The organism is Massilia luteola (assembly GCF_034420155.1).
In the GTDB taxonomy this organism is placed as follows: Bacteria; Pseudomonadota; Gammaproteobacteria; order Burkholderiales; family Burkholderiaceae_D; genus Telluria; species Telluria luteola.
The window spans coordinates 1-13,226 of record NZ_JAXOFN010000031.1; the positions used below are offsets into that span (position 1 = coordinate 1).

The 13,226-nt window shown below is 67.2% G+C and carries 11 protein-coding genes; 5 read left to right on the plus strand and 6 right to left on the minus strand.

What is annotated here, in order from left to right; all coding sequences use genetic code 11:
• Together U9J41_RS24110 and U9J41_RS24115 are read right to left on the minus strand one after the other, a co-directional pair.
• Window positions 1-1,270: CHASE domain-containing protein (locus tag U9J41_RS24110; protein ID WP_322404683.1), on the minus strand; the 1,270-nt coding region annotated here is incomplete at its 3' end.
• A gap of 173 nt (window positions 1,271-1,443) precedes the next feature.
• Complete coding sequence (locus U9J41_RS24115; protein WP_322404684.1) at window positions 1,444-3,192, minus strand: glutamine--tRNA ligase/YqeY domain fusion protein; 1,749 nt, start codon at window positions 3,190-3,192, stop codon at window positions 1,444-1,446.
• Between the two features lie 204 nt (window positions 3,193-3,396).
• Here U9J41_RS24115 and U9J41_RS24120 point away from each other — a divergent pair, with 204 nt between their 5' ends.
• From U9J41_RS24120 to U9J41_RS24140, 5 genes are all read left to right on the plus strand, one after another.
• A complete protein-coding gene (locus U9J41_RS24120) occupies window positions 3,397-3,687 on the plus strand; it encodes a DnaJ domain-containing protein (protein WP_056440682.1) in 291 nt (96 codons plus the stop codon).
• Between the two features lie 27 nt (window positions 3,688-3,714).
• On the plus strand, window positions 3,715-4,230 hold the full coding sequence (locus U9J41_RS24125; protein WP_322404685.1) for a hypothetical protein: 516 nt from the start codon (window positions 3,715-3,717) through the stop codon (window positions 4,228-4,230).
• Window positions 4,227-5,009 (plus strand): hypothetical protein, encoded by a 783-nt coding sequence (locus U9J41_RS24130; RefSeq protein ID WP_322404686.1) that lies wholly within the window; start codon window positions 4,227-4,229, stop codon window positions 5,007-5,009. Before U9J41_RS24125 ends, U9J41_RS24130 begins: the two co-directional genes overlap by 4 nt.
• A gap of 17 nt (window positions 5,010-5,026) precedes the next feature.
• Window positions 5,027-5,920: a hypothetical protein gene (locus U9J41_RS24135; protein WP_322404687.1), complete on the plus strand. Its 894-nt coding sequence runs from the start codon at window positions 5,027-5,029 to the stop codon at window positions 5,918-5,920.
• Window positions 5,921-6,114: 194 nt separating this feature from the next.
• Complete coding sequence (locus U9J41_RS24140) at window positions 6,115-6,441, plus strand: hypothetical protein (RefSeq protein WP_322404688.1); 327 nt, start codon at window positions 6,115-6,117, stop codon at window positions 6,439-6,441.
• Between the two features lie 35 nt (window positions 6,442-6,476).
• On the opposite strand, the gene U9J41_RS24145 is transcribed toward U9J41_RS24140, so the two are convergent.
• From U9J41_RS24145 to U9J41_RS24160, 4 genes are all read right to left on the minus strand, one after another.
• Window positions 6,477-7,544, minus strand: a complete 1,068-nt coding sequence (locus tag U9J41_RS24145) for a hypothetical protein (protein ID WP_322404689.1) — start codon at window positions 7,542-7,544, stop codon at window positions 6,477-6,479.
• Between the two features lie 77 nt (window positions 7,545-7,621).
• Window positions 7,622-8,890 (minus strand): CaiB/BaiF CoA transferase family protein, encoded by a 1,269-nt coding sequence (locus tag U9J41_RS24150; RefSeq protein ID WP_322404690.1) that lies wholly within the window; start codon window positions 8,888-8,890, stop codon window positions 7,622-7,624.
• Between the two features lie 35 nt (window positions 8,891-8,925).
• Entirely contained in the window at window positions 8,926-10,710 is a 1,785-nt protein-coding gene (locus tag U9J41_RS24155; protein ID WP_322404691.1) for a cation:proton antiporter domain-containing protein, read from the minus strand.
• A 61-nt stretch (window positions 10,711-10,771) separates the two neighbouring features.
• On the minus strand, window positions 10,772-13,012 hold the full coding sequence (locus tag U9J41_RS24160) for a family 1 glycosylhydrolase (RefSeq protein ID WP_322404692.1): 2,241 nt from the start codon (window positions 13,010-13,012) through the stop codon (window positions 10,772-10,774).
• Between the last annotated feature and the right edge of the window lie 214 nt (window positions 13,013-13,226).

The window sequence follows — 13,226 nt, forward strand, 5'->3', positions numbered from 1 at the left end:
GCAGCTCGGTCTCGATGCGCAGCGCGAGCAGGCTTTGGCCGAGGTCGTCGTGGATCTCGCGCGCGATGCGCTTGCGTTCCATTTCCTTGATCTGGTAGGCGTGGTCGGCCAGGCGCCTGAGCTTCTGGTGCGACAGCTGCAGCTTGGCCTGGCTGTCGCGCAGTTCGCTCGTCATTTCCCGGGCGAGCGCGAGGGCGGCGCGGCGCGACGACGTTAAGGTGTGCAGCAGGGCGTACAGCATGACCGAGCCGAGGAAGCCGAACACCATCATGAACTTCGGATAATAAGCGTCGAATTTCGTGTACAGCGCGGCCTTCGGCACGCTGAAGGTGGCCTGCCAGGGGCGACCGTTGAAATCGAGCGGCAGGGTCGCCGTGAACACGTCGTCGCCGGCGGCGAGCGGAGGGCGCGGGTCGCTTGCGCTGCCGACGCTGTCGAACAGCGTGCGCGGCGCGGATGGGAACTCCCGCCCGTACGCGTCCACGCGCGGCCCCGTGTCGTAGAGCGTCATGCGCATGTCCGCGAGCGCCACTTCATCCATCACGCCATGCAGGAGCTTCGGAACGCTGAAGGCAATGCCCAGCGAGCCGACATAGGCGGCGCGGCGCTGTTCGACGGTGGCGAGCGGCGCGCCGCAACGGTACACCGGCATGCGCATGCCGAGGTGGGCGTCGTTCGGCCTGGACAGCGCGGGAATCCGCGTGCCCGACGCCGCCATCGTGCCGGTGTCGCGCGCGACCTGCAACTGGCCGCCGAAATAGGGATTGGCCAACAGGTCCGTCCCATAATGGCCGGGGCTGGACAGGTCCGGTTCGATATAACTGACGACAAGGTAGGCGGCGCGCGCGCCCGGCGGAGAGATGTTCAGCGGGACATTGATATATGGCCGAAGTTCGGCGCGCAGGCCGGCGAGGAATGCGTTGCGCCGTTCCTCGGTCACGTACAGCGCCAGATTGATCGAGTCGACCGCAGGGAAATGCTTATCGAGCTGGAGGCCGTTCACATAATCGTGGAGCTTGCGGTGGGTCAGGGCATCGGTGCTCTGGATCATGCTGCCGGTCGCCCGCAGCAGGTCGGTATAGGACTTGATACGCACGCCGATGGCGCCTTGCGCGTACTTGACGTCGTTCATGAAGCGGGATTCGGCGTCGCTTTCGATCGAGCGCGAGGTGTCGACGTACAGCAGGCTGCCGACCAGCGTCGACAGCAAGACGCCGGCCCAGAACGAGAACCGGGTGACGGAAAAAGCGTCTCTCAGCGTCGTCGACATGAGGATTTGCGTTCGGGCAAGGTAGTGTTGGTTTATTGCAACTTACTTGGCTTGCGTGCCGGGTGGACCTAACAGATCGGTGAGTTGTCGGGGTGAGTCATCGGTGACCGTCCGGTGAAGGGGCGGAACAAGCCCGGCTCACGCATCGAACCGGGCTTGCGGGATCGGGCGGATTACTTGCCCCAGCTGTCCTTGAGCGTCGTGACACGGTTGAACACGGGCTTGCCGGGTTGCGAGTCGACGCGGTCGGCGACGAAATAGCCGTGGCGCTCGAACTGGAAGCGCTGGTCCGGCGCGGCCTGGGCCAGGCCCGGCTCCAGGTAGGCGGTCACGACTTCCAGCGCGTTCGGATTCAGCACGCTCATGAAGTCCTTGCCGCCGCCGTCCGGCTGCGGGTCGAGGAACAGGCGGTCGTACAGGCGCACCTCGGCGGCCAACGCATGTTGCGCGCTGACCCAGGTGATGTTGCCCTTGACCTTGTAGGTGTCCGCGCCCGGCGTGCCCGATTTCGAGTCCGGGAAATAGTTCACGTGCACGGCGACGACGTTGCCGTCGGCGTCCTTGTCGAAACCGGTGCACTCGGCAACGAAACCGTATTTCAGGCGCACGCGCGCACCGGGCTTGTCGTCCGTCGGCGGCGTGAAGCGGTGGTAGCCCTTGCTCGGCACTTCCATGAAGTCTTCCTGCTCGATCCACAGTTCGCGCGAGAACGGGAACGAACGGGTGCCCCAATCCGGATGGTGCGGGTGGACGGGCGCGCTGCACTCGACCGTCTCGTCTGCCGGGAAGTTATCGACGATCAGCTTGAGCGGACGCAGCACGGCCACGGCACGCGAGGCCTTCGGGTCGAGGTCGTCGCGCAGGGCGCCTTCCAGCGTGCTCATGTCGATCCAGCCGTCGGCCTTGGAGACGCCGATGCGGTCGCAGAACAGCTGGATCGATTCCGGTGTGTAGCCGCGGCGGCGCAGGCCGACGATCGTGGGCATGCGCGGGTCGTCCCAGCCGGACACGACGCCGTCGACCACGAGCTGGCGCAGCTTGCGCTTGGACGTGACGACATAGGTCAGGTTCAGGCGCGCGAATTCGTACTGGCGCGGCACGGGGCGCTCGAAGAAGCCGCCCTCGGCCAGCGTCTCCACGAGCCAGTCGTAGAACGGGCGGTGGTCCTGGAACTCCAGGGTGCACAGCGAGTGCGTGATGTTCTCCAGCGCGTCCGAGATCGGGTGCGTGTAGTCGTACATCGGGTAGATGCACCACGCGTCGCCCGTGCGGTGGTGATGCGCGTGGCGGATGCGGTACAGGGCCGGGTCGCGGTTCGTCATGACGGGCGAGGACATCGCATCCTCGCTCATCCTGGCGCGCAGGATGTGCTCGCCATCCTTGTACTTGCCGGCCTTCATGTCGCGGAACAACTGCAGCGATTCGGCCGCCGGACGGTCGCGGAACGGCGAGTTCGTGCCCGGCGTGCCGAAGTTGCCGCGGTTGCGCGACATGTCTTCCGCGCTCTGGCTGTCGACATAGGCCTTGCCGTTCTCGATCAGGTATTCGGCCATCGCGTACAACTGGTCGAAGTAGTCGCTGGCGTAGTGCAGGTATGCCTGCCCGCCTTGCTCCCACGTGAAGCCCAGCCACTTGACGCTGTCCATGATCGTGTCGACGTATTCCTGGTCCTCTTTTTCCGGATTGGTGTCGTCGAAACGCAGGTGGCAACGGCCCTGGTAGTCGCGCGCCAGGCCGAAGTTCAGGCAGATGGATTTGGCGTGGCCCACGTGCAGGTAGCCGTTCGGCTCCGGCGGGAAGCGCGTGATCACGGACGGCATGCCGGCACGCGTGTGGGTGCCCGCGGCGATGTCGGATTCGACGATCGCACGGACAAAATTCGGTGACGGGGTGGCCGCCGCGGCGTTCTTGTCGTTACTCATGAAACCTATTGTTGGATGGGTATGATTCCCAGCATTTTACCGTAGAAGACGGCATCCGGGCCGCTATGTGGTCAAGCGCACGGTCCACCCGGACGCCAGTCCGCATACTGGGCGGGCCATCGTCGGTGGCGGCCTGTCAAGTTGGCGCTTTCTATAGGATAATCCCGGTTTAATGTTTTTTCGGCCACAGCCGGAGGGTTCCAAGTGGAAAATTTATACGCGATCCTCGGCGTCGCGCCGAATGCCAGCGACGACGACATCAAGAAGGTCTACCGTTCGCTCGCCATGCGCTACCACCCGGACCGCAACCAGGCGCCGGGCGCGGAAGCGCGCTTCAAGGCCGTCACGAAGGCCTATGAGGTCCTGTCCGATCCGGCCAGGCGCGCGGAATACGACCAGAGCGTGAATCACCGCATCGTGCTCGACGCGGAAAGCGAGGCGTTCGAACTGTGGCGCTCGGTGTTCGCCCTGAACGGCGTGAACATTCCCGCCTGAGCCCATCCAACAGAATACGAGTCAACCATGAAAAAAGTACATCCGGAGTTCGCGTTCCAGTCGCGCGAGCTCGAAGGTCAGATCGAAGGCACCCTGGGTGACCCGCCCAACCGCAAGAACTACGACCTGATGGTGCAGGCCCTCGTGTCCGAATACGCCAACGGCGACGGCCTCGACGACGTCAACATGATGGCGTTCGCACTCGTCGACCGCATCCGCTTCACGGACCCGAAAGGCCTGATCCGCGAAGCCTACGATTACGAAGGCGGCGATCCGGCGAAGGTATTCGGCATGGCCAACTGCGACGGCGACGACGCGGGCCGCGCCATGTACGCGGCCGTCTGCGACAACCATCCCGAGCTGGCGCGCCAGGCCATCGTGACGGCGTTCCTGTACAAGAACCAGGCCCGCTGGGAAGACGACGACCAGTCGCTGGACCAGCTCGCCAGAGACGACGAAGGCGACGACGAGGAACTCGACGAGACCTCGGTCGGCGACGATTTCTCCCAGCTGTTCGACCAGGATGGAGGTGAGCGCGCATGAGCGACGACAACAAATCCAATCTGCCCGCGCTGAGCAAGCAGGTCGGCGAACTCGTGCTGGCCGGTTCGCTGCAGCACGCCGAGGAGGCGCTGTCGCAGGCCGCCGACGAGCATGGCGATTACGCGGTGGCCGAAGTGCTGTCCACCTTGCCGCCGCAGGTGACGGCGCTGCACCTGGCCGGTTTCGACGGGGCCAAGACGTCCCTCGCGACGCTGCTCGTGCCGCCCAAGGCATGGGCCGAGAGCCTCGCCTACCTGGCCGCCACCTGGCCGGACGACATGATCGAGGACGATCCCGAGCGCATCGCCGAGAACCTGTTCAACCACATCCACGGCGTGGTCTATGCGACGGATGACGAAGGCCGCCGCCAGGAACTGCTGACGGAAGCGTCCGCCACCGACTACGGCGCGACCGCGTTCGCCATCGTGTGGTCGCTGGCGCCGCGCGAGATCCTCGAAGTGGCGGGCGAGATCAACAACCGCGGCCCGCACATCAACGTGCACACGACGTCGGACAGCGACGTCGTGCCGCTCGCCGTCGACCTGGCCAAGGCCAGCGAGGACGGCTGGCAGCGCTCGCTGCTGGAACTGTTCCCGGAATACCGCAACACGGCCGACCTCGCGGACGTCGAGCTGCCGGACGATCCGGACGAAGAGACGGAATTCCAGCAGCGCGGCACGCGCGAGCTGCTGTACCGCCTGCGCAAGCAGGTGCCGTCCGTGCGCAGCATGCCGCGCCGCAGCGGCCGCCGCAGCATCGGCACGGACATCTTCTCGTGACGGGGCTTGCAAGCGCGATGCTGCCGACAATCGTCATCGAAAAACCGCCCCGGCTGATCCGCGCGATCCGGCTGATCGCCGCGCACGCGGACGCCGACGAAGCGGTCGCCCTGGCCGACGAGCTCTCGGGCATCACCGCGATGGTGGCCGAGAAGTTCACCAACGACCGCACGGCCGAGGGCATCCAGCGCGCGCAGCTGCTGACCATCGGCGGCGTGTCGCTGGGCCTGGAACATCTCGTCAAGGAAGAGATGGAACAGCGCGACGACGACCAGGGCGACCTGGACGCGCTCGACGTGCTGCTGGGCGAGGGCGCGGAATACGTGTTCCAGCAGGGCTTCCGCCTGATCCGCGAACTCGCGGCGCTGCCGGAAGACACGCTGATCGGCGAGTTCGACGCCGACCCCGTGTATTCGCAGCGGCGCCTCAAGGAACTGTTCGTCGACATCTGCACGGCCGACCCGGGCGAGACGTGGACCGGCTACGAGCGCTACCTGGGGCAACTCAAGCAGCGCAAGGACGTGCAGGCCGTCGTGCGCGCGGCCCAGTGGCTGCGCCGGCATCACTGGGAAGGTCCCGTCAAGGATCCGGACCTGAATGCGGAAGGCGTGATCGCACTGGCGATCGTCTTCGGCGTCGAGGGCGGCGGGCGCATCGTCGCGCGCACGGGGCAGAAGGAATTCGAGCGCTTCGTGCAGACCGTCCGCAAGAGCAAGCCGGACTTCGAGGCCGGCTGGGCCGCGCTGCTGGAACACGTCCCGGCGCCGCACCAGGCCATCATCGCGGACCGCATCGCGAGCTATCGCAACAGCATCCTGCTGCAGAACATCGCGGGCAGGGTGCCCATGACGCAGCTGTTCGTGGAGCTCGAAAATTACGCGGGATCCGAAATCGACGCCGAGTATCCGTAGCGGCATGCGTCGCAATGGTGGGCACCCCGTGCCCACGCGACGTTTGCATCATCAAATCCGGTGATTCCGGAAACGGGCGTCAAGCTCGTCAATACGGTTCGTGCGCCCCTCGATTCCCAACAGGACTACCATGACGCTCCAGCCCCGCATCCCCGGCGGATGTGGACACGAGCCATCAATGCAAGGAGCACGTCATGTTGCAAGCAAACGAAATCCAGCAGCGATTCACTCATATTCAGCAAACCATTCAAGAGGCCGAACAGGCCTGCAAACAGTCCGGCGACGCACCGGACGAGATCCGTAACGTGATCGACAAGCTGTCGCGCGAAGCAAAGCAGGCGCAGAGCGTCATGCAGTCGAACGACCAGCGGCGCATCCAGCAATGCGTGGACAACCTCGAAGACATGGGCGACGAAGCCAAGCGCATCAGCCGCTCGCTGCCGACCATGCCGGCCCACCTGGAAGCGGCAGTGACCCGCGTGCACGCCGAGCTGTCCGACCTGAAGCACAAGCTGCACTGATCGCTTGACGCCGCCACGGCGCCGTGCCGTGGCGTTCAGGGATCCAGCGCCAGCACAAGGCGATAGGGATAGACCATCTCGCACGGCTGCCCGGCGCAGACGGCCGGCTTGTATTGCATCAGGCTGGCCACGGTCGCGACGGTCTTGCGCACCTCGGGATCGTTCAGGCCGATCGCCCTGACGCTGCGGGCCTTGCCGTCGGTGCCCACCAGCACGTACACGGTGACCTCGCCTTCCGCGAGCGTCTTGTTGACGATGCTCACTATCGCCCTGAGGAACTCGGCGGGCCCCTTGGCCGGATACGGCGGCTCGTCCCCCGGTGCGAGCGCGGGATACCAGCTGGCGACGATCGCCTGCTCCGCCGCGGTCAATTCCTTGAAGCCCCGCTCGGGCGGCACCGGAATGCCGCGTGCCGCGTCGCGCCGGAACGTCGTGCCGATCGTGGCGAATGTCTGTTTGACCGTGTAGGTGCCGTCGGGCGCGACGACGCGCGGCCGGCCCGGATCGCGCCCGTCCTGCACTGCCACTTCGCGCCCGGCGCCGCCCGCATAGACGATCTTGCCCGGACCGCTCGGTTCGCCATTCTTCCAGCCGCCTTCGTAGCGGCCGCCGAGCGCCCAGGTGATCGTGCCGGTGCCGTCAGGCTGGTTGTTCTTGAACTCGCCCTTGTAATCGTCGCCGTTCGCGTACAGCGCTTCGCCGGGCCCCATGAGCTTGCCCTCCCGGATGTCGCCCTCGTACTGGTCGCCGTTCGGCTCGCGGAAATAGCCGTGCCCGTCCGGCCGGCCGTCCTTGAGCGTGCCTGTGTAGATCGAGCCGTGCGGGTAGTGCAGCGTGCCTTCGCCGCGCGTCCGGCCCGCGGCGAATTCCGCTTCCAGCTTGTAGTGATTGCCGGCCGCATCCGTCCAGTCCAGCGCGCCCTTGCCTTCAGCGTAACCGTCCTTGCAGCCGCCGTTCCAGGTGGGCGCCTGCGCGGGCGGCGGCTTCACGGCGGCCAGGCGGCAGTCCGGTTTTCCGATCCATGCCGGCGCTTCCTGCGCCATGGCGGGCGCGCAGGCGAGTGCGCCGAGGACGAGGAAGAAGGGGAGGCGTGTGGTGTTCATGGCGGGATATCGAAATGGCACGGTGACGCCATGATCCGTGCCCGCTCATCAATTGTCAACTCGCTGGCGAGGCGCAGTCACACAATGCCGTCCGCGCGCAGGGCCGCGATCTCCTCATCGTTCTTGCCCAGCACGTCGCGCAGGACCTCGGCCGTGTGCTCGCCCAGCAGCGGCGGCGCGAGGCTGCTCGTCGCCGGCGTGGCCGACATCCGCATCGGGCTGCGCACCAGTTTCACGTTGCCGGCGGTCGGATGCGGCAGCGCGATCTCCATGCCGCGTGCGCGCACCTGGTCGTTGGCGAACACCTCGTCCAGGTCGTTGATCGGACCGCACGGCACGCCCACGGCTTCCAGCATCGCGATCCACGCGTCGCGGGGCTGCCGGCGCACCATGTCGGCCAGCAGCGGCACGAGCACGTCGCGGTTCTGCACGCGCAGCGGATTGGTGGCGAAGCGCGGGTCGCGCGCCAGTTCCGGACGACCGCCCGCTTCGACGAATTTCTGGTACTGGCCGTCGTTGCCGGCGGCGACGATGATGTGGCCGTCGCTGCACGCGAACGTCTGGTACGGCACGATGTTGGCGTGCGCATTGCCCCAGCGCCTGGGCCGCTTGCCGCTGTTCAGGTAATTGCTGCCGACGTTCGCGAGCATCGCGACCTGCGTGTCGAGAAGCGCCATGTCGATGTGCTGGCCTTCGCCCGTGCGGTCGCGGTGCGTGAGGGCCGCGAGCACGGCGACGGTCGCGTACATGCCCGTCATCAGGTCGGTCAGCGCCACGCCGACTTTTTGCGGCCCGCCGCCCGGCAGGTCGTCGCGCTCGCCCGTGACGGACATCAGCCCGCCCATGCCCTGGATGAGGAAATCGTAGCCGGCGCGGTGCGCGTACGGCCCGTCCTGGCCGAAGCCCGTGATCGAGCAGTAGACGAGGTCCGGCTTGATGGCCTTCAGCGTGGCGTAATCGAGGCCGTAGCGTTTCAGGTGGCCGACCTTGAAGTTTTCCAGCACGACGTCGCAATGGCGCACCAGCTCGCGCAGCAGCGCCTGGCCTTGCTCTGCTGCGATGTCGACCGTGAGCGAGCGCTTGCCGCGGTTCGCGGACAGGTAATAGGCCGCTTCGGTGGTCGGCTGGCCGGACGCGTCCGGGGCATACGGCGGGCCCCAGGCGCGCGTGTCGTCGCCGGCGCCGGGCCGCTCGATCTTGATGACGTCGGCGCCGAGGTCGGCCAGGTTCTGCGAGCACCACGGGCCCGCCAGCACGCGCGACAGGTCGAGCACGCGGATGTGGCCCAGCGCGCCTTGCAGTCGATGATCCGGACCGTTGTGCGGTCCGTTCGGAATGGATGCCATTCTGTCTCCGATGGATGAGTTGTTCTCGGCGCGGATTATACGTCGCGCTCGTCCCGCTCCCGCGTGCGGGCGTCGTCGAGCGCCGCGGCGAACTGGTCGCGCTCGCGGTCGACGATGTCGTCGACGACGCGCTCGTCCAGTCCCATCCCTTCGAGCACGAAGGCCGACAACTGCAGGCTCGCCTCCAATGTCTCGGGCACGACGACGTTGGCGCCGGCCTGCTTGAGGGCGCGCGCATGTTTTTCGTCGCGCGAGCGCGCGTACAGCTGCACGTGCGGGAATTCGCGCCGGATGCCGCGCACGGCCTGCAGCGCCGATGGGGGATGGTCCATCGTCAGCACGATCGCGGGCGCTTCGTCGGCGTGCACGCGGCGCAGCAGCTCCGGCCGCGCCGCGTTGCCGAAGTAGACGGGCACCCCGTCCGCGTGCAGGCGCGAGACCATCTTCGCATCGTTCTCGAACGCGACGTACGGGATGTTCTGCGCCGCCAGCAGCTTGGCCAGCTGCTGCCCGACGCGCCCGAAGCCGGCGATGATCACGCGGCCCCGCGCTTGTTCCAGTTCGTTGTCGTCCCGGTGCGCCTGTTCGGCATGCGCGTGCGCGGCCGAGCGCTCGCCGATCGCGTGGCCGATCCGCGCCAGCAGCGGCGTGATGAACAGCGACAGGCCGACGGCCAGCATCACGCGCGCGCCGAGCGCGCCGTCCAGCAGCTGCGCCGCGATCGCGTCGCCGATGACGATGAACGCGAATTCGCCGCCCTGGCCCAGCAGCAGGCCGCCTTCGAGCGCGCGGCCCCACGGCAGGCCGCCGAGCCGCAGCAGCGGCGCGATGACGACGCCCTTGAGCAGCACGAGCCCGAGCACCGCGCAGGCGAGCCACAGCGGCGCCTGCACGATCTGCAGCGGGTCCATGCCCATCCCGACCGTCATGAAGAACAGCCCCATGAGCAGGCCCTTGAACGGTTCGACCATCAGCTCGACCTCGTGCTTGAATTCCGTCTCCGCCAGCAGCACGCCGGCGATCAGCGCGCCCAGCGCCATCGACAGGCCGGCCAGGTGCGACAGCGCGGCGATGCCGAACGTCGACAACAGGATCAGCGCCATGAACACGTCCGGCTGGCGATGCCGCGCGAAGGCGCGGAACAGTGGGTGCACGACCTTGCCGCCGATCAGGTAGATCACCGCGATGGCGCCGGCCGCCTTGGCCATCGCGAGGAGGGCGATCAGCGCCACGTTCGTGTCCGCCCCGGCGCCGCCTTTGCCGAGCGCCTTGACCAGTATCAGGATCGGGACGACCGCAAGGTCCTGCAGCATCAGCACGGCGAACGCGGCCTGGCCGACGCGACTCGCGGTGCGTTGGCTCTCGGCCAGCAGCTGCATCACGACGGCCGTCGACGACAGCGACAGCACGAGGCCCAGCACGAGTGCCGTGTCGAGCCTGCGGTCGATCAGGGCATACGTCGCGCCGCCGATCAGCGCGGCGCACAGCAGCACCTGCGCGCTGCCGGTGCCGAACACCCAGCGCCGCATGGCCCACAGGCGCGCGGCGGACAGTTCGAGGCCGATCATGAACATCAGGAACAGCACGCCCAGCTCGGCCAGCATCGCCACGTTCGCGTTGTTGGGAAACGTGAGCAGGCCGAGCAGGTGCACGTCCTGCGCCATGCGTCCGAGGCCGAACGGTCCGAGGAGGGCGCCGACGGCGAGGAAGCCCAGCACCTGGTTGATGCGCAGGCGTTGCAGCAGCGGGATCAGGATGCCGGCGAGGGCGAGGAACAGCAGGATTTCGCGCAGGAAGGGGAAGGCGTGTTGCTCTTGCACGTGAGGCCTTTATTGGACGGGGGGCCCGCCAATTTTAACGCGTGGGCTCGGGGAGCCCACCCTACGCCGTGAGGATCAACTCCTCCTGGTCGGTCTCGTTGCGCAGCTCGAGGTAGCGGGACAGCGCGTGGTCCAGTCCCGGCAACAGGATCCCGCGCTCGCTGTGCATGCCGGTGTAGCGCGGCCGCGCCGCGGCGAAGCCGATCGATTCGGTCGATACGGCTTCCAGCCGGCTTGCGTCCACGCCGGCCCGCGTCGCGGCGCGTTCGGCCAGCTCGACCCAGGTCAGCGTGCCCACGTTGGCCAGGTGCCAGACGCCGGATTCGCCGTCGATCGCGAGGTCGAGGCAGGCGTGCACGAGGTCCGGCACGTACGTCGGCGACACGGCCATGTCGTGCGCGGCGCGGAACGGTTCGCCCCGTTCCAGCGCGCCCAGCGCCAGGGTGACGAAGTTGTACTTGTCCCACGGGCCGAAGAAGGCGCTCGTGCGCACGACGAGGGCGCCCGGGTGCTTGTCCTGCACGCGCAGCTCGGCCTCGGCCTTGCTGCGGCCGTAGACGTTGAGCGGGGCGACGGTATCGGTTTCGATATACGGCCGGTCGAGGGCGCCGTCGAACACGAGATCGCTGGAGAACGTCGTCAGGTGCACGCCGTGGCGGGCGCACGCGGCGGCGAGGATTGCCGGGCCGATCGCGTTCTCGCGGAAGCAGCGCTCGGCATCGCGCTCGGCCTCGTCCACGCGCACGTAGCCGGCCGTGTTGACCACCGCCCACGGACGATGGCGCGCCAGCGCGCGTTCGACGGAATCGGGGTCGGTGATGTCCATGTCCTGGCGCGACAGCAGGCGGTACGCCAGGTTGCGCTTGCGGCAGATGCGGGCGAAGGCGCGGCCCAGCGTGCCGGTCGCGCCCGTGATCAGGACCGGCGCGGCGTCCTTGCCGACGAGCGTGTGGCCGTCGGCCGTGATCGACGTGAGGGCGTCCGGCGTCGCCACCGGCTGGCACAGCCAGCGGCCGGGACGGCGCCACCAGCCCTGGCCGCGCAGCACCGGATGCGACAGCGGCGTGCCGGCCGACAGTTCGCGCATCATGCGCGCCACGGCGGTCGGGCGCGGCGCGGGCGCGCGCACGTCGAACGGGCCCGGTTCGTAATAGCCGTTGTTGCGGGTGACGAGGCTGTTCCAGTCGAACGAGCCGAGCAGCGACCACACGGTCACCGCGCGCAGGTCGACGCCGTTCGCGCGCACTTCCTTGCCCGCTTCCCAGATTTCCAGCAGCCAGCGCAACTGGTCTTCGCGGTTGGCGTCGATGTGGGCTTCGGTGACGGCCAGCGGGATGCGGTACCGGTCCCAGATCTCGTGCAGCAGCGGGGCGATGCCGGCGGTCGGCGTCGCGAGCGAGCGCGACGCTTCGATGTCGGCGCAGGGGATGCCGTCGGCCGTGCCGCGGTGGTGCGCCGGATAGCGGTCGGGACGGTGATCGAGCCAGCGTTCGCTCGTGACATAGTAATTGACGCCGATGACGTCCGGCGGGCAGGTATTCTCGCGGAACCACAGGAATTCGGCGGCCGGGATGCCGGTCTTCGTCAGGTAGGACCACAGCGGATGTTCCGGGCCGACCATGCCGCACAGCAGGTCCCACGCGAGCCAGCGGCGCTCGTTGTAGAACTCGGCCACCTTGGCCATCTCGGGCGTGCTGTAGGTCTTGCCGAGGTCGTCCGTCTGCACGAGCTTCGCATCCGGATTCACGGCGCGGATCGCGCGCATGGCGAGCACGACGGCGCGGCACTGGTTCAGCAGCGCCTGCACGAACGTGCGGTCGTCGCGGCCGTGCGGATACCACACGCCGTACAGGCCGGCGAAGCGTGCCGTCGTGCACGGTTCGTTGACGGGCGTGTAGTACTCGATCCACGGATAGCGCGCGGCGACGGCGCCCGCATACGCCGCCAGTTGTTCGGCGAAGGCGGGGTCGACGAGGCTCGTGTGGCGCGGACCGCTGCCGTGGTGGATCAGGCCGGCGATCGGCGTGATGCCGTGGTCGCGCAGGCCGTTCAGGCGTTCGTCCGACCAGGTCCAGTCGGCATGCTCGATGCCGTCCGGCGCCGTGCGCTCCCACAGCACGGGATAGCGGATGGCGCGGATGCCGAGGGAAGCGAAGCGGGCGATGTCGTCCGGCCTGCTGGCGTGGCCGTTACGGTCGAGCTGATGAAAGTAGTCGTCGCGGACGCGGTTGACGGTGCATTCGAGGCCGCCCCAGAGTTCGAGGGGGCGGGCGTGGCTGTTCGTGCTCTTCGTGGAATTCATAAATCACCAGTTTGTTAGTTTTATTGCAACAAAAAATCCAGCACGGTCCCGATCTGGCAAAAAAGTCGGGGAAGCGTTTTGGCTTTCGAGCGGTGGCGGTTGACAGCGGCGCGTCAACCTGCAACCATGCCATCCATGAATTTTTCGTATCCACATCCTGTTCTCACCTGGTGGCGCCGCTGATTGCGCGCGGCCAGTGAATTGGATAGGTATT